20 protein-coding genes, 2 pseudogenes and 1 riboswitch are annotated in these 24,537 nt (G+C 35.0%); of the genes and pseudogenes, 5 read left to right on the top strand and 17 right to left on the bottom strand.

Annotated elements, in window-relative coordinates; translation table 11 throughout:
* Positions 1–102: 102 nt before the first annotated feature.
* The 4 genes from deoC to BLV40_RS07110 all read right to left on the bottom strand — a co-directional run bounded on the left by deoC (position 103) and on the right by BLV40_RS07110 (position 4,220).
* Entirely contained in the window at positions 103–774 is a 672-nt protein-coding gene (deoC, locus tag BLV40_RS07120; RefSeq protein WP_090688477.1) for a deoxyribose-phosphate aldolase, read from the bottom strand.
* Between the two features lie 208 nt (positions 775–982).
* Complete coding sequence (locus BLV40_RS07115; protein ID WP_090688474.1) at positions 983–1,921, bottom strand: sugar-binding transcriptional regulator; 939 nt, start codon at positions 1,919–1,921, stop codon at positions 983–985.
* Positions 1,922–2,130: 209 nt separating this feature from the next.
* Positions 2,131–2,292, bottom strand: a complete 162-nt coding sequence (locus tag BLV40_RS28445; protein ID WP_170833614.1) for a hypothetical protein — start codon at positions 2,290–2,292, stop codon at positions 2,131–2,133.
* Between the two features lie 101 nt (positions 2,293–2,393).
* A complete protein-coding gene (locus tag BLV40_RS07110) occupies positions 2,394–4,220 on the bottom strand; it encodes an APC family permease (RefSeq protein ID WP_090688471.1) in 1,827 nt (608 codons plus the stop codon).
* A gap of 140 nt (positions 4,221–4,360) precedes the next feature.
* A riboswitch (cyclic di-AMP (ydaO/yuaA leader) is annotated at positions 4,361–4,507 on the bottom strand.
* Positions 4,508–4,876: 369 nt separating this feature from the next.
* On the opposite strand from BLV40_RS07110, the gene BLV40_RS07105 reads away from it, so the two are divergent.
* Positions 4,877–7,309, top strand: a complete 2,433-nt coding sequence (locus tag BLV40_RS07105; RefSeq protein WP_090688468.1) for a PAS domain S-box protein — start codon at positions 4,877–4,879, stop codon at positions 7,307–7,309.
* 442 nt (positions 7,310–7,751) lie between these two features.
* Positions 7,752–8,297, top strand: a complete 546-nt coding sequence (locus BLV40_RS07100) for a cupin domain-containing protein (protein WP_026592006.1) — start codon at positions 7,752–7,754, stop codon at positions 8,295–8,297.
* Between the two features lie 25 nt (positions 8,298–8,322).
* Here the strand turns inward: BLV40_RS07100 and panE are convergent, their stop codons facing one another.
* On the bottom strand, positions 8,323–9,237 hold the full coding sequence (gene panE, locus BLV40_RS07095) for a 2-dehydropantoate 2-reductase (protein WP_090688465.1): 915 nt from the start codon (positions 9,235–9,237) through the stop codon (positions 8,323–8,325).
* 165 nt (positions 9,238–9,402) lie between these two features.
* Here panE and BLV40_RS07090 point away from each other — a divergent pair, with 165 nt between their 5' ends.
* Positions 9,403–9,948: a GNAT family N-acetyltransferase gene (locus BLV40_RS07090; RefSeq protein ID WP_026592008.1), complete on the top strand. Its 546-nt coding sequence runs from the start codon at positions 9,403–9,405 to the stop codon at positions 9,946–9,948.
* A 319-nt stretch (positions 9,949–10,267) separates the two neighbouring features.
* Entirely contained in the window at positions 10,268–10,729 is a 462-nt protein-coding gene (locus BLV40_RS07085; RefSeq protein ID WP_090688462.1) for a YfbM family protein, read from the top strand.
* A 62-nt stretch (positions 10,730–10,791) separates the two neighbouring features.
* Here BLV40_RS07085 and BLV40_RS07080 read toward each other — a convergent pair whose 3' ends face one another.
* Positions 10,792–11,766: an oxygen-dependent tRNA uridine(34) hydroxylase TrhO gene (locus BLV40_RS07080; RefSeq protein ID WP_090688459.1), complete on the bottom strand. Its 975-nt coding sequence runs from the start codon at positions 11,764–11,766 to the stop codon at positions 10,792–10,794.
* A 536-nt stretch (positions 11,767–12,302) separates the two neighbouring features.
* On the opposite strand from BLV40_RS07080, the gene BLV40_RS07075 reads away from it, so the two are divergent.
* Positions 12,303–13,601 (top strand): Nramp family divalent metal transporter, encoded by a 1,299-nt coding sequence (locus tag BLV40_RS07075; RefSeq protein WP_090688457.1) that lies wholly within the window; start codon positions 12,303–12,305, stop codon positions 13,599–13,601.
* Between the two features lie 122 nt (positions 13,602–13,723).
* Here the strand turns inward: BLV40_RS07075 and BLV40_RS07070 are convergent, their stop codons facing one another.
* From BLV40_RS07070 to BLV40_RS07020, 11 genes and pseudogenes are all read right to left on the bottom strand, one after another.
* The gene (locus BLV40_RS07070) at positions 13,724–14,296 is read right to left on the bottom strand and encodes a YybS family protein (RefSeq protein WP_090688453.1); all 573 of its coding nucleotides are present in this window, start codon (positions 14,294–14,296) and stop codon (positions 13,724–13,726) included.
* Positions 14,297–14,690: 394 nt separating this feature from the next.
* On the bottom strand, positions 14,691–16,109 hold the full coding sequence (locus BLV40_RS07065; protein WP_090688450.1) for a PQQ-dependent sugar dehydrogenase: 1,419 nt from the start codon (positions 16,107–16,109) through the stop codon (positions 14,691–14,693).
* Positions 16,110–16,432: 323 nt separating this feature from the next.
* Positions 16,433–17,458 carry a hypothetical protein gene (locus BLV40_RS07060; RefSeq protein WP_090688447.1) on the bottom strand — a complete coding sequence of 342 codons (1,026 nt, stop codon included), beginning with the start codon at positions 17,456–17,458 and terminating at the stop codon, positions 16,433–16,435.
* Positions 17,459–17,809: 351 nt separating this feature from the next.
* On the bottom strand, positions 17,810–18,325 hold the full coding sequence (locus BLV40_RS07055) for a GNAT family N-acetyltransferase (protein WP_090688445.1): 516 nt from the start codon (positions 18,323–18,325) through the stop codon (positions 17,810–17,812).
* Positions 18,326–18,336: 11 nt separating this feature from the next.
* Positions 18,337–18,912 (bottom strand): annotated as a pseudogene (locus tag BLV40_RS07050) (fumarylacetoacetate hydrolase family protein); the annotation flags it as partial.
* Between the two features lie 26 nt (positions 18,913–18,938).
* A pseudogene (locus BLV40_RS07045) lies at positions 18,939–19,226 on the bottom strand (FAD-dependent monooxygenase); the annotation flags it as partial.
* Between the two features lie 159 nt (positions 19,227–19,385).
* Positions 19,386–19,805 (bottom strand): acyl-CoA thioesterase, encoded by a 420-nt coding sequence (locus tag BLV40_RS07040; protein WP_090689929.1) that lies wholly within the window; start codon positions 19,803–19,805, stop codon positions 19,386–19,388.
* A gap of 166 nt (positions 19,806–19,971) precedes the next feature.
* Complete coding sequence (locus BLV40_RS07035) at positions 19,972–21,147, bottom strand: acetyl-CoA C-acetyltransferase (RefSeq protein ID WP_170833618.1); 1,176 nt, start codon at positions 21,145–21,147, stop codon at positions 19,972–19,974.
* Positions 21,148–21,194: 47 nt separating this feature from the next.
* Positions 21,195–22,526 carry a phenylacetate--CoA ligase family protein gene (locus BLV40_RS07030; RefSeq protein WP_244525345.1) on the bottom strand — a complete coding sequence of 444 codons (1,332 nt, stop codon included), beginning with the start codon at positions 22,524–22,526 and terminating at the stop codon, positions 21,195–21,197.
* A gap of 344 nt (positions 22,527–22,870) precedes the next feature.
* Entirely contained in the window at positions 22,871–23,626 is a 756-nt protein-coding gene (locus tag BLV40_RS07025) for an IclR family transcriptional regulator (protein WP_090688440.1), read from the bottom strand.
* A 32-nt stretch (positions 23,627–23,658) separates the two neighbouring features.
* Positions 23,659–24,399 carry an IclR family transcriptional regulator gene (locus BLV40_RS07020; RefSeq protein ID WP_090688437.1) on the bottom strand — a complete coding sequence of 247 codons (741 nt, stop codon included), beginning with the start codon at positions 24,397–24,399 and terminating at the stop codon, positions 23,659–23,661.
* Positions 24,400–24,537: the final 138 nt, after the last annotated feature.

Genomic DNA, 24,537 nt, shown 5'->3' with positions numbered 1-24,537 from the left:
CCTCCTTTTCCGTATCCGGTTACATATTTTTCAATTGTTAAAGCAATAGATACACCCTGCTCCCTGCAATATGTGTATCTATTACTTCTAAATCTTTATAAATTAGTAGTTATCTGAAGCGCCTTCTGTGTCATTTAATACAATTGCAACACTTGCACTTGCACCGATTCTAGAAGCCCCAGCTTCAATCATTTTCTCAGCATCTTCTCTTGTACGAACACCACCAGATGCTTTCACACCAACATTTTCTCCAACTGTTTTACGCATTAATGCGATATCTTCAGCAGTCGCTCCACCAGTTGAGAATCCAGTTGAAGTTTTTACAAAATCAGCACCAGCTTTTACTGACAATTCGCAAGCACGTACTTTTTCTTCATCTGTTAATAAGCAAGTTTCAATAATAACTTTTACAAGTGCTTTTCCTTTTGCAGCTTGTACAACTTCGTAAATATCTTTTTCAACGAATTCATTATCGCCATCTTTTAAAGCGCCAACGTTGATTACCATATCAACTTCAGTCGCACCTTTTGCAATTACATCTTTTGTTTCAAATACTTTTGTTTCAGTTGTATTTGCACCTAAAGGAAAACCAATTACTGTGCAAACATCCACGTCGTGTCCTGCTAATTCTTCAGCTGCTAATTTCACCCATGTTGGATTAATACAAACAGAAGCGAAATTGTATTTTTTTGCTTCTTCTAAAACTTTCATAACGTCTTCTTTTTTAGTATCCGGTTTCAAAACTGTATGATCAATTAACTTTGCAATGTTCATTTTCTTCACTCCTCATATCTTTTAACAACTTCATTCTAACTGCACTTTGAACAAATGTAAACACACTTTTGAAATTTTGTTCAATATTTTCCGAGATAGTGCAATAAGTTTTTGAAATTGACACAAAAAGAGAGCTGCGATATTAACAGCTCCCTCATAAAACACAAAATTTATTCATTCATAAAGTGAAACTTCCATTTTAACCTTTTTAATAATTTAAAAGCTCTTTCGCGGTATGCTGATCGATAATCAACACATTCGCATACCCTCCGCTTAACGCACCATCAATTGCCTTTACTTTTCTAGAACCTCCAGCAACAAGAACAGAACGTTTCTTTAGACGTAATTCTTCTAAATCAATTCCAATTGTGCGTTGATTAATTTCCTCGCTACAAATTTTACCATCTCCATCAAAGAAACGTGAACAAATGTCTCCAACAGCTTGTTCTTTCAATAGGCTCATTTCTTGTTTATCTAAATAGCCTAACCGAAACAATAAAGCTTCATCTCTAACAGTTCCGACTGTAAAAATCGCAATATCCGCTTGTTTTCCCATTTCAATAATATGGTGAATATGTCGATCCTGTTCCACTAATTCCTTTGTAACTGCGTTATCAAATATAACTGGAAGCGGCAAATTTCGAGGTGTTGTTTGAAAGGCATCTGCAAATAAAGCAATCGTTTCATTTGCATACGTATTAACACTTGAGTGACTAATACCTCCTTTTAATTGAACAACCTCTACCCCTTTTACATGTTGCGGCACAATTTTCCTTGCGATTTCATACATAGTGGTTCCCCAGCTCACACCGACGATATCACCATTTGTAACAGTCTTCTCCATGTATTCAGCAGCATACTTACTTATATACTCCGTAATCGCCGTGTACTCTGGTACAGGGGAAAATACGATGTGCGCTTCTAATAAATTATATTTTTCTTTAAGTAGGTTACCTACATTATCTAAATCAGCAAATGGATCCGCTATATGAATTTGAACAAACCCTTTTTCTTTCGCATATTTTAACAGTCTTGAAATGGTTGGTCTGGAGATATTCAATTTATTTGCAATTTCTTGTTGGCTATAATCAGATTGGTAGTATAATCTTGCAACTTCAACGCTTAGTTGTTGTTTTTCTTTATCCATACTAACGATATGTCCTTCCTTACATTTTCTTTACTCATATACATCGTACTTACAAGCATTATACCGCTTTATTCTAGAAAATTCGACCATCTGCCAACTTCCCAAAGATAAATCACTTCAAAATGACCGATTTATAGCGTGAAAATTCCCACGAATAAGTCTCTCTTTTTTCTCCTTACTACAACATATACGTTTTCTTTACTCTCTATTTATTTTACTTTTGCATCCTCATGTAATTTTTCTGTATAATTCTTGACATCCTGCCAGCTATCTCTTGCTGTATTCAGATCCTCTTTATAAACTACCCTCACCTTCACTTCGTTTAGAGAAGAGGTCTTCTCAGTTAAAATGATAAAAACTCGAAGATCCATAATTCCCTCTACTTTCGTAATCGACTTTAAAATGATGGCAAACAAGAAAAGGTAGCTCTACCTCAGTAAAGCTACCTAAGAAATTACTTATTTTCGAATCTTTATTTTTTCAAATGATACGGTACAGTCGTAATAACTACATTTCTCTTATAAAGCAAGAATGCACGAATCAATAAGCTCGACTGGTTATGAAGAATATTGTGCCAACCTTTTTTAGGAATAAATTGCGGTATTACTACAGTAACCCGATAATTTGATTCGCTAGCTTTATATTGAACTGTGTCAATAAATTTGGTTAGCGGCTGAATAATACTTCTGTAATGAGAGTGTAGTGTCACCAGTCTAACTTCAGGCTGCCATTTCTTCCATTTTTCTTCAAACTTCTTCTCATCTTCTCTTTCAAAAGAAACGTAAACAGCTATGACCTGATCTGGTGAAAGGGATTTAGCATAATTTAATGAGTTCTCTACTACATGAGTCATACCAGCAACAGGAACAATGATTACATTCCCTTCAATCGGCACAATTGGTTCACAGGTTTTAAGACTTAATTGATCTCCTACCGCTTCATAATGCTTTCTAATTCGATGAAAAACAATAATAATGACAGGTAAGAAAATTAAAACTGTCCAAACTTGTGCAAATTTAGTTAAAAAGAACATACTCATAACTATAAAACTAATAATAGCACCAGTTAAATTAATCGTTAATTTTAAGATCCATCCTTCAGGCTTTTCTCGAATCCATTTTACCACCATCCCAGACTGAGACAACGTAAATGGAATAAACACACCTACTGCATAAAGTGGAATAAGATGTTCTGTTTGCCCTTGGAAAGCAATAATTAAGAGAATTGAAGCAATTCCAAGTATGATAATTCCATTTGAATATCCTAATCGGTCTCCCCTAACTGTAAACATTCTAGGTATAAACTTATCTTTTGCAAGATTAACTGCTAGTAAAGGAAAAGCAGAATAACCAGTATTAGCAGCAAGGATTAATATCAACGCTGTTGTTCCTTGAATAAAGAAATACATGAAGTTCCGTCCAAATGTTTCTTCGGCAATTTGTGAAACAACTGTTACCTCTTTACTTGGAGTAATACCATAATAGTAAGCTAAAAATACAATTCCTGAGAATAACACTGCAAGTAATAGGCCCATCGCAAGTAACGTTCTCGCAGCATTTTTAGGAGCTGGATCTTTAAAGTTCGGAATAGCATTGGAAATAGCTTCAACACCTGTCAAAGCAGAACTACCTGATGCAAATGCTTTTAAAAGTAAAAACAAACTAATCCCTGCTACTGGTGTACCGATTGGTGTATGCAAATTAGGTGAGACTTCACCTGTTACAATGTTGTATATACCTACACCGATTAATATAAATAGCGCTAAAACAAATAAATAAACGGGATAAGCTAAAACAGAAGCTGACTCCGTTACGCCTCTTAAGTTCAAGATTGTAATAAATATGACAAATATGATTGCAATAACCACATTATGAGCATGTAGACTAGGAAAAGCAGATGTAATCGCATCTGTACCTGCAGATACACTTACTGCCACCGTTAAAATATAGTCTACTAATAAGGAACCTCCAGCTATTAACCCTGGATTCACACCTAAATTTTCTTTCGATACTACATACGCTCCTCCCCCATGAGGATACGCAAAAATAATTTGCCTATAAGACAAAATTAGAGCTGTTAACAAAACTAAGACTCCTATTGCGATTGGAATAGAATACCAAAATGCTAACGCACCCACTGCAGATAGAGCAATTAATATTTGCTCTGGACCATATGCCACTGATGACAAAGCATCAGAAGAAAGAATCGCTAATGCTTTCGTTTTATTAAGCTTTTGCTCTCCTAATTCAGTTGATTTTAACGGTCGACCAATTAAAAATCTTTTTATGGAAGAAACCACTGATCTTCACTCTCCAATAATTTTATGCATTTCTCTCTGTTAGTTCAGTAAAAAACGGACTTTTAAGAAAATAAAAAATGCCTACAAGTCCATGACGAATAAACTTGTAGACATCAATTTTTTTGTCGCACAAGCTCCACCTTCCTTCTCATATAACGCTTACGAGGTTAGCTGTCGGATTCGGGCCTGTGAGTAGCCCTACCTTTTTCAAGGATTCACCCCTTGGATTATGCACTAATCCATAAAAACGGGTCCCCCGTACCATGCGGTTTCAGCGATTTAGAAATTTGAAACTGTCGATTATAATACTCCCTTATTTAGAAAAAGTAAATACAAATTTTTAAATAAGGGCTTAAATTTTTAGAAATAGAACAGTTGTAATGATTTTGTAGGATTTTACTTCATCAATAAACATAATGGTCCTGATGCAAAATCATTTCATAAAAACATAAAGTCTACACAATATGTTCAAGTTTAAGAGATAACTAACAAGAGTTTTTGCACCATTACCAAATGATTTATATGTGCTATCTATTAATAAATTGACTTCACCTTTTCAAATAACAATATTCAAAACATTCAATCTGAAAACCCGTTTTATTTGTAGGATTTCCTTGCTTTTTGTCGAATACGTTCAATGAGAGGAGGAATATTACATGATCTTCAAAGGATTCTTCATTAATCTATCTATTTTTGCTTTCTTAGTTAGCTCAGCTATATTTATTCGAGTGTTGATTTTGAATATTCATTCTAAATTAAATCAGCTATATGGAGGAATAGTTGCCGGTATCATAGCTACTATTTTGATGGTCTTTAATTTTAAGCACATGGGATTGTTTTATGATCTCCGAATGGCTCCTCTTATAATTTCGTACATTTATTTTGGTCGTACGGCTGGTTGGATTACAATAACATTTATTATAATTATGCGTATTTTCTATCTTGGTGGTAATTGGGGACCATCTTTGATTGTTTCTTTAGGAATAGCTACTATATATACTATTTTTGAAACATATCTCAAGAAGCTTCATCCCTTTAAGAGAGTCTTTCTCTATCTAGCTGTTTACATAGCTATGATCCATTTGGTATTTGGATACTTTTTTCCTTCTATACCACTTATACTTTTTGACATTCAAGGTACATTATTTATATCTTCTGGACTATTGATCAGTATTTTTCTTATGGAGTCCTATCAAAAATTATATTATTTAACACAAAATTTAACTAAAGCGAATGAAACATTACAAGAATCAAAGCAAGAATTAAGGGATACCGTACATGAACTGCAAGGAGGTATTTTTAAATTTAAAAAAGTGAATGGGAATTTTATTCATACTTTATGTGATGGACAGTTATTTTATCAACATGGTTTTCACTCTGAACAAGTGGTAGGGGAAAGTTTACCTACCATAGATTCTTCCATTGTTCCATTCCATTTAGTACCTCGACTACTAAAATATTATCAACAGGCATGGGATGGTAATGAAGTCACTTTCGAATTACCTTGGCCAAATGATGAAACTATTATTCTATTCTCTCTTAGGCCAGTTAAAAGAAAGGGAACAGTGATTGAAGTGGTTGGTTCTACTGTTGATATAACGAAAAGAAAAAATGCAGAAAATGAACTAAAGGTAACGAAAGAACGGTTGGAATCATTTATTAATCATAACGTAGATGCTATCACCATATTTGATTTAGACGGACACATGATACAAGCCAATAAAGCTTACGAAAAGATATTTGGATGGTCAGAAAAAGAAATCTTGGGAAAAAAATTACCTTGCGTACCAGATTTTTTAATGGATCAAACTTTAGAAACTATTAAAAACATTACCGCAAAAGATCCTGTTATTACTAAATTAGAAACAGTGCGACAACGCAAGGACAAAACTCTCATTGATGTAAGCCTGACAGTTTCACCCATTTTAGATTTACAGGGCAATGTAATTGCTTTATCAGGAATTTGTAGGGACATTTCTGAAAGAAAACAAGCAGAAAGAAAACTACAGCATCTACATCAACAATTAAAAGGCAGTGAGATGAAATACCGTGCACTTATCGAACAAGCAACGGATGCGGTATACGTAGTAGAGCTAAATGAGGATCAATTTCCAGTTCGATTTATTGAGGTAAATCCTGTTGGGTGCAAAAGATTTGGATATAGTAGAGAAGAACTTCTCTCGATGCCATTTCCTAGTACCGTTCCGCCAGATTCTCCAATGGTCAATAGAGTAATAGAGAAAATTAGAGATGGGCAAACTTCTTTCACTTTGCAAGATGAATTTGTTTTTCCAACAGGAAAAACAATAACAACTGAGTTTGGTGTCCGTGTTTTTAACTTGAATGGCAAAAACGTTTTCTTGAGTATCTCTCGAGATATCACTGAGCGGTTAAAAACTGAGGAGTTATTACGAAAATCGGAGAAACTTGCTGTAGTGGGTCAATTAGCCACTGCTATTGCCCATGAAATTAATAATCCTTTAACAGCAATGAAAGGATTCATGCATTTACTAAAATCAACAGAAAATAAGAACAATAAGCATTATATAGATATCGTGTTATCAGAGATTGAGCGAATAGACAGTATTACCAATGAATTTATGGCGCTAGCAAAACCTCAGGCGTTAGAAATTAAAACAAATGATCTTAATGTATTAATGAAACAAGTTGTAATGATACTTCAGCCTCAAGCAATGATGAACAACATACAAATTATAACTGAGTTTACATCTAATACTTCATTCATCCTTTGTGAAGGGAATCAATTAAAGCAAGCTTTTATAAATATCTTAAAAAATGCGATTGAAGCAACTCCAATGGGAGGGGAAATCTTGATTCAAATCGAAGATGTACCAGATAAAAACCAGGTAAACATTCGATTTACTGATTACGGGTGTGGAATTGAAAAAGATCGTATACCTTATCTAGGAGAACCATTTTATAGTATCAAAGAAAATGGTATCGGTTTAGGATTAATGATCTGTTATAAAATTATCGAAAAGCACCAAGGAAAGATACTTATTGAAAGTGAAGTAGGCAAAGGAACGACAGTTAATATTAATCTTCCTATATCTACTCTCGAAAATTAAAGCTCTTATTCATCTTCTTAGGTACACCCTTTCACCATGAAATTTAAAATAAACATATCTCAAAAGCAAAAAGTTTCTTTTCTATAGTTTAGAATAAAGAAACTTTTTTGCTTTTAAATATTATGGATAGATTTAATATACACAACTCCTTCCCTTACTTTAATAGATCCTGATATATTTCGTTGATATTCCTGCTCTAAAGACTATTTCACGGAAGAAACTCCATTAAAGGAGCCTCGATGGTGCCTTTCAGGAAATACTTTGGTTGCATATGGAGCGAAGCTTTTCAATCTCCTTCATTTATCTGATTCTCCTTATTTTCTTGTAGCGATGTGAATGTTAAATTATAATTTAAGGTAGTTTGACATAAAAACATTGATAACATTAAATAAAAATTTCATTATTTTAAATATATTTTAACGAAATATTAAGGAGTATAGTCATGGAAAATATAGATATTGGAAAAAAAGTACAGAAGTATAGAAAAGCTAAAGGCTTGAGCAGTAAGGAGTTAGCAAAATTAGCTGCAATTACCCCTTCAATGTTAAGCCAAATCGAACGCGGATTAGCAAATCCTTCAATACAAACCATAAAGGTCTTAGCTAAATCCCTTGATGTTCCAACATTTAGTTTTTTCATTGAAGAAACAAACACAGATGATTTAATCGTAAGATCCAATAAACGTAAGAAAATGATTGTTGATAATTTATCTTATGAGTTATTGTCACCTGATTGCACTGGTAATTTGGCAACAGCGATTATGAATGTTCCTCCCAATACCTCTTCGTCAGAAAATCCTCTGGAACATAGAGGTGAGGAAGTTGCAGTCATTTTAGAAGGAAAAATTTTGTTATATCTAAATGAAGAACAATATGTATTAGACGCTGGTGATAGTGTAAAGATACCAGCAAATTTAAAACATAAATGGGAAAATAATTTCAACGAAATGGCAATTGTATTATTTTCAGTGACACCACCTTCGTTTTAAATTAAATAAAATATTGAATGTTCCCTTACAACATCTTTTCGTAAACTTTTAAATTTTGATAAATAATTTTTAACAATGGAGCATCTACATGAAATTGTTTTGCTAATTTCAACAAATATCCTTGTAAGTACTCCCCCTCGATAGATGAACCTTTTTCCATATCCCGCTGCATAGAAGATTTCATATCATATGAAATCTTCTCAATCGTCTTCATATGTTCGTCAACAATATTATCCTGAATGGGGGCCCCAGATGCTTTCATAATCTGTGCTGCTTCTTTAAATAAATTCCGAATCAAGTCCCGTCCCCCATCACTTTCACGGATCGGACCTATTGGTGCGCGCATTAGCGTAGTCACGCCTGACATAACAGTAATAAATAAATATTTATGCCACATATCTTGCACGATATGATTACTTAAAACAAAACTTGCTTTTGTACCCTTTAATGTGTTGGCAATCCCCTGTATTCGCTCTGTATGTAAATGTTTTATTTCCCCAAATACAAGTCGGTTAGCAGAGCTAGTTTGAACAACATCTCCCTCACCGTTTAATGTTGTTTCGATAAAACACAAACCTCCAATAACTTTATCCTCACCAAATACCTGTTGCAATGTAGATAGGTGAGCTATACCATTTAGTAGTGGTATAATAATTGTATTTTTACCAACAAATGGCTTCAAATCGTTTATTGCTTCTTCTAAATGATAGGTTTTTGTTGAGAATAAAATTAAATCGAATGGATCTACGGATTCAGTTTTTGTGATTAATTGTGGTATAAAGGAGAAATTTCCATTTATGCTACGAATAACAAGACCATTTTTCTCAAGCTGTTGTTTTCGTCCACTACGAACGAGAAACGTAATATCTTCCCCTTTTTCTACTAAACGGCCTCCAAAATATCCTCCGATTCCTCCAGCCCCTAATACTAAAATACGCATATAGAACTCCCCTTTTCCAATTATGAAAATTTCACTTCCTTGTAGCATAACTATATTATACATCTGACTTATTTATTTAACAGAAGATTCAACTTCTTAATAAAGTTTTATTTTAAAATTATGTATTATAGTAAAGAATTGTGTGGTTAGAAAGGATGAGAAAAAATGCAATATCCAATGTTCTTATCTAAAAGATTAACAATACGCCCATTTGAATTAGACGATGCTCCGAGAGTTCAAGAATTAGCAGGAGATAAAGAGGTTGCTAAGACTACTACAATTATTCCTCACCCTTATCCAGATGACGTGGCAGAAGAGTGGATTACCTCTACTCATACAGCTATGGATAAGGGTGACAGTTTTCACTTTGCAATGGTTAATGAGCAAAATATGCTCATCGGTTGCATATACCTTTTTATTAATAAAAAACATAATAAAGGTGAGCTAGGATACTGGATAGGTAAATCATATTGGGGGAAAGGATACTGCACAGAAGCCGGCCAAGTCATCGTTACATATGCATTTGAAGAATTGCAACTAAACCGTATTTATGCTGATGCTTTCACTAAAAATCCTGCCTCATCTAAAGTCATGCAAAAATTAGGATTGAAGCATGAGGGAACATTTAAACAAAGTTGTTTATACTGGGGAATGTATGAAGATACTGTTGTTTATGGTTTAACAAAATCTGCTTATAACAAGAGTAAATAGCTGCTCTTCTTTTTAGCAAATATCAATAATACGAAAGCTTTACTTCCGCCATAAAAATCAAAATTTCAGGAAGAAAACACACGGAAACATCCTTATAACATTTAGTTTTAATAACTAAATGTATCCTTATAAAAAGAGTAGGCCACAAATTTTTATGGCCTACTCTTTTCTTTAAACATTTCCCTTGTTTTGCTTCACCAGAAATAATCTATATTTTCTCACATCTTATAAATGACTTAAATTCCTCTTCTATCCCCAAAAAAACACCTACATAAAATATGATATACTAAATTAAAAATCAATAGAGGAGCTGGCTATTATGGGGATGATTGGACAGTATCTATTAGTTACAGATGAGGAATTAAGTAAAATCAAAAATAAAGAGTTGGATCTTTATTTTAAAGAGTCTGATTTAGATATCGATAAGTCATGGCAGTTACTTCATTTTACTTTATGTGGTGAGATTGGCGGAGGGGAGCCACCACTTGGACATGTCGTACCTCTTAATGATTCCATCATAGATAACGATTCGCTCGGTACTTTTTATCTTACAACTAGTGAAGTCGAAGAGACCTATTCTGCAATAAAAGATTTAAGCGAATCTGATTTCAACAACATGTACAACTTTCAAGAATTAATGGATGAACAACTTTATCCACTCGTTGAAGATGATGATTCTGATGAGATATTCGAATATACTTATAGTTATTTTTTAGAAATTAAGGCTTTATATAAACAAGCTGTTTCAAACAAACAATGTGTAATCTTTTTCATTATCTAAATACAAATAAAAAATGGATCCTCTCTTTTACGATGGGATCCATTTTTTATTAAAGTCAATTATTATCCTAATTTCACTTGATTTTCTGCTTCAATTTTTTCTAATGCAGTAGCTACTTGCTCTTCTGTTAATTCATGTTCTTTCACATAACGGTTACGTGGGTGCACACGGCACTCGTGTGAGCATGCACGTAAATATTTCTGTTCATTTTCTTCTGAGCATAAGATTTGTTTGTTACATTCTGGATTTGCACAATTTACATAACGCTCACATGGTTCTTTTGTAAAGTGATCTTTTCCAACAATAACATGTTCTTTTTGGTTCACTGGTACACCAATACGCTCATCGAATACATAACATTGTCCATCCCATAGTTCACCTTGCACTTCAGGGTCTTTTCCGTACGTTACAATCCCGCCGTGAAGCTGACTTACATCTTCAAAACCTTCTCTAACTAACCAGCCTGAAAATTTTTCACAACGAATACCACCTGTACAATACGTTAAAATCTTTTTGCCTTCGAGCATTTCTTTATTTTCATCAATCCAATCTGGTAGCTCGCGGAATGATTTAATATCAGGTTTAATTGCGCCTCTAAAATGGCCTAGATCAAATTCATAATCATTTCTCGCATCAATGATAACTGTATTTTCTTCTCGCATTGCTTCATAAAACTCTTTTGGTTCTAAATACTTTCCTGTTGTTTCTTTCGGATTGATATCATCTTCTAAACGAAGTGTAACAAGCTCTGGACGAGGACGCACATGCATTTTTTTAAACGCATGCTCATCCACTTCATCCACCTTAAAAACGATTCCAGCAAATCGTGGATCGTTCTTCATTGCTTCCATATATTTCTCTGTTTGCCCGACAGTACCTGAGGCCGTTCCGTTAATCCCTTCTTCTGCTACAAGAATTCTCCCTTTTAACTCAAGTGAATTACAAAATTCTAAATGCTGAGCAGCAAACTCTTCAGGGTTCTCAATTGTAGTGTACATGTAATACAGCAGTACTCTGTATGGTTTTGTATTTAACATTTTATTTTTACCACCTATCTAATTCGATATTTTAAAATCATGTATAAGTTAACGATCATATCGGAACATATAAGAATAAGAAAAGATTTGTTACCTATTGTTCAAATAACTTTCTCCTATTTACAATGTTTTCCCTGAAGTTAACGCAAATGAAAAACGAGATCACATAACAATCCAATACGGTTGTAATGTAATCCCAATATATTATATAACATACAAATTAGTTTCCAGCAATTAATATGCTGTGAATCCTATTTTACAATTGAAAGCACCTTTTTCCACTCCATATTGTAAGTCAACTCTCTTTATTCTCCTACAATCCCTAAAGTTATAACTGTATGTGAGCTATTTTATTTATTTTTGTTACATAGTTATTCCGATCACACATTTTATTGTATACAGTCATATAATTTGCATTAAGGAAACAGTTATGCTCAAATAAAAATATCATCTAAAATATCTAAATGTATTGAAATAGAACAAAAGAATAAATACAATAATTGCATCAAGTTAAGAAACTAAAGGGGAAAACTACTATGAATAAAGATATAACAAAAGATGAACATGTCCCTCCTCAAAGTACAACAATTCAATCTGCCCACCTAGCTTTAAGTGGCGAAACAAAAGGATTAAAAAAATTATTGCCTTTTCTTGGCCCTGCATTCATCGCATCCGTAGCTTATATTGATCCAGGAAACTTCGCTACAAATATTGCGGCAGGTTCACAATATGGTTATTTATTACTTTGGGTGATTCTAGCTTCCAATTTAATGGCCGTATTAATTCAGTCTCTATCAGCAAAGCTCGGAATTGCTACCGGAAAGAACCTGCCTGAAGTTGCTCGTGAACATTTTCCAAAACCCGTTTCAATTGGTTTATGGATACAAGGAGAACTCGTTATTATAGCTACTGATTTAGCTGAATTTATCGGTGCTGCGTTAGGGTTATATTTACTGTTTGGTATTCCAATGTTACCCGCTGCTTTAATTACTGCAGTTGGATCATTCATTATACTGGAGTTTCAACGCAGGGGCTTCCGTCCATTAGAAGCTGTTATTACAGGAATGGTCTTTATCGTTGTTATTGCATTTGGTGTACAAGTGTTTTATGCGAAACCAGAGCTAAGCCCTCTTCTTTCAGGACTGTTTACTCCTAAATTTCAAGGTGTAGATAGCATTTTACTTGCAGCTGGAATTTTAGGCGCAACAGTAATGCCACATGCGATTTATCTACATTCTGCTTTAACACAACGCCGCGTAGTCGGAACAACAGATGAACAGCGCAAAAAGATTTTCCGCTTTGAATTCATTGATATCATTATTGCAATGGTGATTGCTGGAGCGATTAATGCAAGTATGCTAATTGTAGCAGCTGCCTTGTTCTTCAAAAACGGATTACATGTTAAAGATTTAGATGTCGCTTTTAATGAGTTTAGCAATTTAGTTGGCCCTGTATCAGCTAGCCTTTTTGGGATTGGGTTGTTAGCTGCTGGTTTATCTAGTTCTTCTGTTGGTACAATGTCTGGTGATATTATTATGCAAGGATTTATCCGCATGCATATTCCTTTATATTTAAGACGATTTATTACAATGATTCCACCTCTTGTTATTATTGCGTTAGGAGTGAATCCAACTCATGCCCTTGTCATGAGTCAAGTTGTATTATCATTTGGAATCGCATTTGCATTAGTACCTCTTATTATGTTTACAAGTAACAAAAAGATTATGGGTGTGCTAGTGAACCATCGCATTACAAACGCAATTGCTTGGCTAATTGCTGCGTTAGTTATCGCTTTAAATATTTTCTTGCTGTATCAGACATTTACTGGTCAATAAAAAAGAAGATCTCATCCAAATGTAGATGAGATCTTCTTTTTTATTTCAACAATAACGTTACATATTCTCTTTTTTGTATTCGGTTTCATCTTATATTCGTTCAAAAAGATTTCACTCAACTGCTAAGACAATACCTGGCACAATCTATTCATGAGTATTCTACAAAGCTCCGCGAGGATCCAGCAGTAAAGAAAACTCAATATACATATTATTGCAATAACTTTCGAATCCATAGTTGTATCAACAGTAGGGCCTAGCACTGGAAAACGAAATACATACAAAAGCATTATAATACCTGTAAGTAAACATATTGATGAAAAGGAAACAACCACAACTCTCCTCTTAAATTGTAAAAAGGCCGCCCCCATCGCTATACCTAATAAACCTGTTGTAAAGGGAAAGATAATTAGTTCACTCGGCTGAATAATAAATAAAAGGAAAATCGTAAGGGTATAAGAAAGGATTCCCTGACGGATAGAAAAGCAAGTAGCTAAAAAAATTGGTAAGGTCGCTAGAATACTAATCAGAAAGCCTATACCAGGCATAAAGCCCCCCGCTGATTGAAACATAGCGGCAAATGTACTCAATACAGCTGTAATAACTAACTTGGTTGCAAGGGCCATCTTTCTTACGTGAACATAGTTTGCATCTGTCTCTATCATCGATTGATACCAATAACGAACAAACCGATCGATTCAAACACCCCCTAAAAACATCCAATTCGTCACTTTCTATACTATTCATTCCCTTGCGCTTTATGCTGTATTGTCTGTTAGTAATCAATTGGAATGAGGACTGTCCCTCCGTGAATATTCAAAAATAGAAGCTTTTTCTAAGGGGTACAATGTATCGAGCGGATACTATGAAAAGAATTTTAAAGCCAGAAGATATCTTAGTTCCATCAGGATATGGAATGGAGGTATTTGCCAAAAAGCTTATAGCTCCTATTAACTTAACGTTTACAAATTGATGGTAAGGTGTTAGTGCTTACTCCAACCTGAAAAAAAGTAATAGCTGAGGGATTTCTCCTGCCACTTTCCGGTGTTACTTTTTATAAGGGGACTATCTATCAAATCCTATAGTTATAAATTATGGAACAATTTCAAAAACAGTACCTTGGTTAAAATCAGTTACTTTCATAGAGCCATAAACTCCTAAATATAGTCTGGTTTGATCCAGATTCGTTCCCAAATTAACATAATAAGCTGATTGAGACCCAAAATTATAATCCGTTTCAATAACACTAAAATCATTTAGTTTACAATTTGTACTTCCCCTGGTATAAGCTAAAACTCCTCTAACCGGAGGTCGAGATTCTTCATTCTTGGCAAGATCGGTAAACACGACGCTTCCCGTTAAATTTGGGATTTCATTCCCCATATATGGCTGGACTCCTGTAAGTGCAGTTCCTCCAAACTTATCGGGTCGGGGATCTTTATGAAAATAACTAGTTAAAGGCTGAAGACGCCCTGCTAAAGTTTTTACTGCTTCATTGTAATAAGCAATTGTTTTCTCAACCAAAGTCGGATTTGCAGAACAGCCCTTTATAAACGAAGTAGGAAAAGCACCTTCCCACCCTCGCCAGCCAAAGTTAATAAATCCTTCTTGGTCAGTTAAAGAAGCTTGAATAAGCTGAGTAACCGGTATTGGTTTATAATGAACGAATGAAAAAATCGACTCTACCAGGTCCTGTCCGACAATCCCCACATATTTGATATACTGATTATAAAACCTTTGAAATGAAATGCCTGTTATATTGCGAACCCCTTTGGCAATTACCGTAAGCGTTTCCTGGATAGATGAGGGAAGTTCATTAAAGCGCGTGACTACGGGTGGATTATTAATAAATGTATTCTTAACTACATCAATTTCAATTATTTTACCAGCTATCTCCATATCATCCTGACTTAAATTAAATGGATCATAGCCTGCCCCACCATCTCCAGTTGTTAAAACAAGTTTTCCGGTTTCAGGTGAAAAGTTTAAGCTATTGACACCATTATGATTAAAAAATGGTCTTCTTAAGTTAAGTAATGTCCGTCGTTTTTGAGGTTGACCATTCGATTGTAAAATCCATTCTTCAACTGTATCAATATGATCATATTGCGTTTCTCTATTTGTCCACCTTAGGTTTAAAGTACTGGAATCACATGGGTTAGGCTTAAAATGTTCAGAAAGGGCACCTGGACCTTGTGTTCCAGCTACTGAATAATGAAGATAAAACAGACCGTTATAATAAAATTTTGGGTGAAATGCTAGCCCTAGCAATCCCCGTTCATCATATCCACTACCAGAAACACCTTCCTCAGAAGTACCTAATTTTATGACTCGCGGGCGAATATCTAAAAAAGTCCTTATAACTCCGTTTCCTATGTAAAAAATCTCTCCTACCTGGGTTGCAATAAATAATCTTTCAATTGAGTCACCCGGAAGTATAGCTGTTTTCAAAACGGTGGGTAAATTTATCTTACTTACAATGGGCCGTAAACTAACTTTAACTTTTATCAACTAACTTTACACCCCTTTTTAATGTTTTCTATCATAAGAATATGATTAGAACTGTTCTATTAGTATCAAATTTGGACCAGGGATTCCCTCAAGAATATGGCCCTTTAACGGAACAACTCTATGTCACTAAATAATTCCTTAATCCACTTTTTATTCAGATGTTCTTTTTGTTCTAGTCAAAAAGAACATCTTTGGACAAAAATACCTAGGAGGGTAAAGGTTCACAATTTTTTTATAAACATCACGACTTTATTTCAAATCAACAATAACCCCGCCCTAACTTTAAGGCGGGGTTAAAATAATATACCAAATCGGATTCCATATTAATTATTTTTCTCCTTTTTTAAATCGATTTGTTTTTGTATTTCATTCTGTGCTTCATCACTCATTTCAAATGCATACATATGAGGCCAGTACTTCTTGGTTAAAGGATCGTATTCCACCCTTACTGTGACATCTTTTTTGGAATCTTCGTTTAAATAACCGTTAATTTTTATTTCATGCACTGGATTCGATGGTCTATTTTCTTTCTTGTTTGAGTTTATACTCTTTTCAAATGTTTGTTTAACGAGTGTTAAATTTAAATTGTACTTCTCTTTTAAAAATTGAATTGCCTCAGATTCAGCATTTTTTCGGATGTTCGTTTCTTCTTCAGAAGTAAGAGCTTCCTGTTTCGCCTTCTCTTCAGCTTTTTGGTTATTTTTAGATAAATTCATTCCTCCTGCGTTTTCTTTTGAATCAAAATCAATCAACCATTTTTCCTGTTTATAATGCGCTTCAATAGAAGCTGTACAGGAATACCCATTTATTTTTTCGTCTTTTTGTTTATCACAGTTTAATAATTCATATCTAATCTCTAAAATAGGATATTCGGGACTCCCTGTACCCTCATTCCATTCCAGCATACTTTGTTTAAACTCATCCGTAATCTTAATAGGACCATTGTTTTTTTCTACTGCCTCTTTTACCTTTTCTATGATGTGTTGCTCTTTTACTTGTTCTGTAAATATGTATTTTTCTTCATGATTACCATAAATGCTTAAAGGGATCTCTAAAGCAAGCCATAGGATCAACCAAGATAATGCATAATAAGTCAACATTCGCTTTACAGAGAATATTCGAAACATGGCAAGTACAGCGCCAATACATATTAGGGGTAAACCTATATAAAGTAATGGAACTGTAATTATAAATGTAAAAGCTGTCATGAGAAGAATACCGTAAATCAAACTGTTATATTGCGGGATACCCATGTTGTATGCAGATATAATTAAAACCCAGATGTAACTTGTTGAAACGAGAAAAGCGATTGTATAATACAGCTTATTTCTTCTGTTTTTCTCTGCCATTTTTTCACCACCTTTGCCATATTAAAAATCTATATTTTAGTTTAACATAATAGCCCACTAAAAAATTATCTATTCTGAAAATACAATGCTGTGAATGGTGAAAAATTAATTTTCCACCATTCATCTCAGAGCTTATTTTTAAAATGACTTTATGATTCATACAGCTTAATCATTCCGATGTTGGATTGAAATAAAGTTTGAGTGAAAAGTAGCTAAAAACTTTGATTTCATCATAAAAAAACCTCGTATTTTGATTAAAATGCGGGGGCTAAAATTTTGCAAGCTATATATTTTTATAATAAAGTTTAATGATTTCGGTAAGCGAATAGTTATGATTCGCCCTCCCGTTTCTTATTCCCCCAAACATAATTTATACTGTATCAACTTAACCTTTTTGTCTAAATAAATTTCACTACCAATACGACTAACCTCAGTAAAACCTAATTTCTCCATCATCTTCCTTGAACGGAGATTTGTTTCATGCGTTTCACCGTAAAATATAGTGATTCTTAATTCTTTGACTGCATGATGGATTAGACTATTAACAGTTTGAGTACCAATTCCCATGCCCCAGAGTTTGCTATCCCCAATAGCAATACCAATTTCAGCACTATTATTTCTTATCTTTGCTAAATCTGCGTAGCCAATAAGTCTATTATTATATTCAATTCCAAAACGAATAAAATCATTTCGTTGCTTATCTACACAATAATTCCACCATTGAAATAATTCATCTTTATCTCTATTTTTTTGCCAGCCATTTGCTTCACAAAATCGTTCATCTTTATTCCAATTTAAAACAACGTCATAATCCTCTAATTTTAATGCCCTAAAAGAAATTCCTTTAACATTTTCATCAATTTCCATTTCTTTCACCTACCATTAACAGTTAAAACAACTTCTAAACCAGCAGGATCTCGAAGTTCATCAGATGTTACTAACCATGGCCCCATTGGCGCACTTCCTTCAACAGTTTTTCCTTGCAGCCATTGAAGAGTGCGTCTTTGAAGATCGCGATACGTTACATCATTAGCAATTGTGTATCCAGCTATGTATTCAAGAGCCTCTTCTTGTGATACATTTCTTGCACGTTTTCCGATCACGAAAGCAAATTCTGCCTCATAGTCAAGCTGTTCTGAAATTGGATAAAATGGCATATCATCTTGTGGACCAATGACTGTATTAGCAAATTTAGCAAATACAACCGGGTATGATGGAAGCTCACGTTTCATTTCTAAAATATGCTTGCGATAATTGTGACCAACACAGATCATTTTTCCTGGTACCGGAACTGGCGCTTCCACTTTTACTTCATTTAAATCATATACAAGTCTATATCCATTGTCGGTTTTATTTTCTACTGCATAGTCAATTGCATTTTGGGCGAGTTCCAAGCTTTCTTTTCCACCTTGTAAAAATCCAGTCATGTCTGCTGGAACAAATGCATCGGCAATTTATTTGGATCCTGGTTGTTGGTGATCCCATAATTTTTTACATATACTTCTTTTCCTTTATAAAACGTTCGCTTTACTGGCCAAATAATTCCGTTTTTGGCTAATTCGAAACCTAATCCTTTTGATGTTTCTTCCAACAGTTTTAATGTCGCGCTATGTAAATAGATCGCACGGCTGCCTGGGCGCGGACGGCCTTTTGATTCCGCTTCGATAATCACGCATGAGATCCCCTTTTTTTGTAGCGCCAACACAGCTGTCAAACCAACTGGACCAGCTCCAACCACAATCACATCACATTTATTTACACTTTTCATGAAATTACGCCCCATTTCTAAGTTTTATGGAATATATAAAGTTAAAAGGTTATAACTATGAATGATGAACTGGCTATAATCTTTTATTGTTTTAGGAGTATCATCTGAATTAAATGGTAAAAAAGTGATTCACTTCTTTCCTATCTGTCAACAATTGCTTCACTTTTTCATTATCTCTACATTTTCAGCCATCATTTTTTCTCGGATATGGTTCGGAATCGGATGAGCCTTCGGTTTTTCTTTAAACGATGTCCAAGCCCGAATTTCATATCCTTCCGCTACCATATTTTCATCTTTGAAAAACATGTGGCTTATTTTGAATACTTTTTGGTGCATTTCCACGATTGAACTGCGAACGGTCACATGATCTTCAAAAAATAGTGGACTCTTAAACTGACAATTCGCTTCAAGAAGCGGAACACTAATTTGCTGTTCAACGTACAAGGTAGATGATGGAGACCCTATAGCAGCTAAAAACTCATGTGTGGCATCGTCCATCCACTTATAAAAGTTCGGGTAAAATACTATTCCCGCAGCATCAGTATCTCCCCATCTTACTCTGAACTTGTAATCTACGATCATTTTCACCAACCCCTTTATACTTTTTATTGTTAAGTGTCTTTATGTTTCTGAATATTTTAAAAAATATCAACAAATAGATCCCAACAATCTATTTCTGCTAAATTTCACAAGATTACTGACGGAAATACATATTTGTGTTTTTTCAAAATAATTCATTGCTCTATTACAAACGTTCCCAAATGGATGCTATCCCTTGTCCCCCACCAATACAGACAGCAGAGGCCCCATACCTTTTGTTACGCCTTTTTAATTCATAAGCAAGGGAAAGCGTAATTCTTGTTCCACTAGCCGCAAGTGGATGACCTAGCGCAATCGCACCGCCATTTACATTTCCTTTCTCTGGGTCAAAGCCTAGCTCTTTCTGACATGCTAAATACTGCGCAGAAAAAGCTTCATTGATTTCAATTAAGTCTAAATCCTCCACTCTTAATTCCGCTTTTTGTAAAGCATTTTGAATCGCAGGTACTGGTCCAATACCCATGTATTGTGGATCAACACCAACCACATCCCAGGAAACCAGTCTCGCAATAGGTCTCAGGCCTTTCTCTTCAGCATATTCGCTTGAAGTGACAATAACAGCTGCAGCACCATCAACCATCCCACTCGCGTTTCCAGGTGTCACAACGCCATTTTCGATAAAGCGGGCTTTTAGTTTACCCAGCTTTTCCATGCTCGTTTTCCGAACATGTTCGTCTTCTTCAACCACTCTGCTTCCTTTTCTATCCTGAACCGTTATCGGGACGATTTCCTCCTTCAAATACCCTTTTTCCATAGCAGCCAGCGCCCGCTCATGACTTAATAATGCATGACTATCGATTTCTTCACGAGTGATTCTATATTTTTCTGCTAAATTTTCCGCAGTAACAGCCATACTACATCCACCATACGTATCATATAATCCATCCCACACCCAATCTTCTATAGTAGGCCCACCCAACGGGCTCCCCCATCTCAGTCCAGGAATCACGTGCGGGACTTGACTCATACTTTCTGTTCCTCCGGCCAATACCACTTTTGCTTCGCCGGTCATAATAAAACGTGCGGCCGTTAAAATGGCTTCTACACCAGTTCCGCATAAGCGATTGATTGTCAATGCAGGAACATGGATGGGAAGTCCTGCCTTTAAACCAACATGACGAGCGAGATAATGTGCATCTTTACTGGACTGCTGGACATTTCCAAATACGACTTGATCTATTTCTTCCAGGTCAATTTTCGCTTTACAAATCGCTTCTCGAGCTGCTTCTGCTCCTAAATCTGTTGCAGAAATCTCTCTAAATGAGCCTGAAATCTCCGTAAATGCAGTACGTGCTCCTTCTATCAATACGATGTTGCTCACTCTATCCATCTCCTCTTCATTTATGCCTTTTCATTTCAAACTATTTTTTACTTTTTATATAAATCTTCGGTTAATTTTGCTTTCATTTCAAAACGTGGTAGTGATTCTTCTGGGACGAGTTGAACATCAGCCGTGAAAAATAGTTTTGCTCGTAACACAGATTCGATTTCTTTCTTCAATGTGCCTTTTTCATTTTCATTTAAGCCTTTTGAATACTCCACTTTAATTGGGAGTGGCGACTCCGCTAAAGGTGGCTTTTCTTTCAGTAGAATCCGAATTTCACCTGTTGTTTTCGGTCTAAAACTATTCACTACATCCTTGATCGCTGATGGGAAAACATTCACTCCACGAACGATTAACATATCGTCGGTTCTTCCAACACAACGCAAACGGAAACTGCGTCGTCCACACTTACATGGCGTTGTATCGACCTGAACTAAATCTCTTGTTCTGAATCGGACAAGCGGGACACATTCACGATCAATGGCTGTATAAACAAGTTCACCCTCCATATGATCGCTATGTGGAACAACTTCTCCTGTTTCAGGATCAATGATTTCGCAAATGACGTAATCCGATCCGATGAAGTGCATTCCATTCTGCTCTTGGCATTCACTGAACATCACGGGAGCCATATCGGCATTTCCCATCGCTTCTACTACTTTGCAGCCCCAATCCTGTTCAATTTTTTTACGAACTTCAGGTAATCCGCCACCTGGCTCTCCACCGACAGACATGATTTTAATGCTTAACTCTGAAGGCTCCATGTTATAATTTTTTCTAACAAATTCAGCTAAATGGGATGCATAAGATGGCGTACAGAACAAAGCATCAGCTTCAAAGTCGATGATACTTCGAATGACCCGATCCGAGGCACCTGTACCAATCGGAATAAAAGTGGCACCTAACCTTTCTATTCCATCCTTGAAGGAACTTCCAACAAAAAAGGAAAGGCCCATTGCGAAAACAACTTTGCTTTCTTTTCTAATCCCATGAGTATATGCAGCTCTGGCTAGCATTTCAGTCCAAACATCATAATCGTGTCTTGTGATTCCAACATAAGTCGGTCGGCCAGTCGTACCAGATGATGAATGTACACGAACAACTTCTTTCATATCGACAATCGCATGCGAACCTAGTGGCGGCAATACATTTTGGCTTTCCCTAATCTCATGCTTATAGGTAAACGGCAGTTTTGCTAAATCAGTTAACTCTTTAATATTGCTTCTTTCAATATCTAATTTTTTAAACTTGTTCTGATAGAATTTCGAATTCCCAAAAATATAATCCAGTTGTTTTTGAAGTTTTTGAGATTGAATATCCTCTACACGAATATCCGGCTCCATAAACACTTCTTTTTTCTTTTCAGAAATCATCATTATCGTTCTCCCTTAAATGTAATTGCTTTCATAACTATTATTTTGAATGTTATCACAACATTTTGTCATTTATAAATCAGACATTCTTCTATGTGGCAATTTATAATTTTTATTTTCGGAATATTCAATCATAAATATTTTCTAGCGCTTTCCGATTATAGCGAAAGGGTATCTTTTTTCCTTCAAAAAAGGATATTTTCTTGTATGAAACAGTCTTCACGACCTAATCTTTCTTCGTCGCTTTATATTACAACAAATTAACACGGTGAATATTTAAAGATGCAGGACAAAAAAAGCTTTCTAACTGTTAAAACAGTCAGAAAGCCTCGTTTACTTCTTCTTCATTAATTATTACTGTTTAAAGATTTTTCCAATTCTATCGTGGCTTCTATCACCTTTTTTACATATGTATTAACAGAAGATGGCCGAATGCGTTGCTCAGGACCAATTAATTCAATGGCAGCTATAATGTCTCCGCTCTTATTTTTTACTGGTGCAGCAATTGATGTTAATCCAGAGGAAAAGTTGTTATAACTAATTGCGTACCCCATTTCTTGAACGCGCAATAACTCCTTTAAATCATACTGAGGCTTATCTGTTTTATTAAGTGTTGCTTCCATAGAAATAATTGCCTCTATTTCTTCTTCCGATTTAGTGGAAATTAACACTTTTCCTGCGCTTGTACTTAAGATAGACTGAGATTTTCCTACGTATGTCAATCCGTCATAAATAGGGCGATCAGAATCTACTGTATTAACATAAAAAGTTTGATTATTATATAAAATGCAGAGTGAGGATGCCTCATTTACCTTTTTAGCCAGTGAATACAAAATTGACGTAGATGCATTATGTAGGGCCAAATCTTTTATTAAAGCTGATTCTAATGCGCGTATAGAAATACCAAGACGATATTTATTATTTATATTATCTTTAGCAATGAATCCTTCTTTTTTAAGCGTGGACAGCAATCGATGAGCTGTACTGTCAGCAATCGAAAGCCGATCTGCAATCTCTTTCACACTAAAGTCTGGTTCTTCAACACTAAACACATCCAGTATACGTAATGCATTTTCAAGTGATGAAAAGCTTCTTCGTTTCATTACCTTTCCTTCTTTCTTATTCTATAATCATATTAATATATATATCCGAGACTTTTCGAAATGTCTTTTCCTGCCTTCACCACACCTTCTACAATTTGTGGAAGGTCTATCCGGTTACTAGGGCCAGTAATACTGATCGAAGCGACGACAGATTCATTATAATCGTAGATAGGAGCTGCAATACTAGTTATCCCTTCGCTAAATTCATCTATACAAACTGCATATCCTTGCTTTTTGATTTGACTAAGATGACTCTTTAATTCTCTTGCATTTCTAACCGTTTTTGAACTAAACTGATGAAATTGTTGCAGTTCAATCGTTTTAATGACTTCTTCCTGTTCTGTTTGTTCTTTAAAAGCGAGTATAACTTTTCCACATCCAGTGCAGTATACTGGATTATTCTTTCCAATGTGGGAAGATAATCGGACTGGATGTAAGCCTTCCATTTTGTCCAAATAAATCGTTTCTGTTCCTTCTAAAACTCCAATATGAACAGCTTCGCCAAAATCGTTGACTAATTTTTTTAAAATCGGCCGAGCTTCCCGGTGAATTTCCATTGTTGTTTTGACAATACCGGATAATTTTAAAATCGACAGACTAAGTCTATATTTTTTAGTTCTTAAACCCCTCTCCAAATACCCATAGTTTTCTAATACCTTCAAAAGGCGCTTAGTAGTACTAATACTCATAGATTTTTTTTGAGCAATCTCCGACAATGTCCATTCCCGTTTTTCTGTGGTGAACAAACGTAAGATTTGCATAGCGTTTTGCACAGTCTGGATTGTATAATCTCTATTAATATCATTCACCCCTCTAAATTCTTTCTATTTTGTAATACATATTACTTTCTTTATATCATATTTTAACAATTATTAATTATTAAAATATGATTCCCCTTTCTCAAAGGCCCT

Origin of the sequence: Bacillus sp. 166amftsu (genome assembly GCF_900107445.1) — a bacterium.
GTDB lineage: Bacteria > Bacillota > Bacilli > Bacillales > Bacillaceae_G > Bacillus_A > Bacillus_A arachidis.
This window is presented reverse-complemented; position numbering and strand designations above follow the sequence as displayed.

Excerpts from the sequence above, each read along its gene's own strand:
- panE (WP_090688465.1), bottom strand. The coding sequence starts at position 9,237 with ATGCGTATTTTAGTATTAGGGGCTGGAGGAATCGGAGGATATTTTGGA.
- BLV40_RS07060 (WP_090688447.1), bottom strand. The coding sequence starts at position 17,458 with ATGGCAGAGAAAAACAGAAGAAATAAGCTGTATTATACAATCGCTTTT.
- BLV40_RS07115 (WP_090688474.1), bottom strand. The coding sequence starts at position 1,921 with ATGGATAAAGAAAAACAACAACTAAGCGTTGAAGTTGCAAGATTATAC.
- BLV40_RS07025 (WP_090688440.1), bottom strand. The coding sequence starts at position 23,626 with ATGAAACGAAGAAGCTTTTCATCACTTGAAAATGCATTACGTATACTG.
- BLV40_RS07085 (WP_090688462.1), top strand. The coding sequence starts at position 10,268 with ATGGGGATGATTGGACAGTATCTATTAGTTACAGATGAGGAATTAAGT.
- deoC (WP_090688477.1), bottom strand. The coding sequence starts at position 774 with ATGAACATTGCAAAGTTAATTGATCATACAGTTTTGAAACCGGATACT.
- BLV40_RS07075 (WP_090688457.1), top strand. The coding sequence starts at position 12,303 with ATGAATAAAGATATAACAAAAGATGAACATGTCCCTCCTCAAAGTACA.
- BLV40_RS07055 (WP_090688445.1), bottom strand. The coding sequence starts at position 18,325 with ATGGAAATTGATGAAAATGTTAAAGGAATTTCTTTTAGGGCATTAAAA.
- BLV40_RS07100 (WP_026592006.1), top strand. The coding sequence starts at position 7,752 with ATGGAAAATATAGATATTGGAAAAAAAGTACAGAAGTATAGAAAAGCT.
- BLV40_RS28445 (WP_170833614.1), bottom strand. The coding sequence starts at position 2,292 with ATGGATCTTCGAGTTTTTATCATTTTAACTGAGAAGACCTCTTCTCTA.
- BLV40_RS07090 (WP_026592008.1), top strand. The coding sequence starts at position 9,403 with ATGCAATATCCAATGTTCTTATCTAAAAGATTAACAATACGCCCATTT.
- BLV40_RS07080 (WP_090688459.1), bottom strand. The coding sequence starts at position 11,766 with ATGTTAAATACAAAACCATACAGAGTACTGCTGTATTACATGTACACT.
- BLV40_RS07030 (WP_244525345.1), bottom strand. The coding sequence starts at position 22,526 with ATGATGATTTCTGAAAAGAAAAAAGAAGTGTTTATGGAGCCGGATATT.
- BLV40_RS07105 (WP_090688468.1), top strand. The coding sequence starts at position 4,877 with ATGATCTTCAAAGGATTCTTCATTAATCTATCTATTTTTGCTTTCTTA.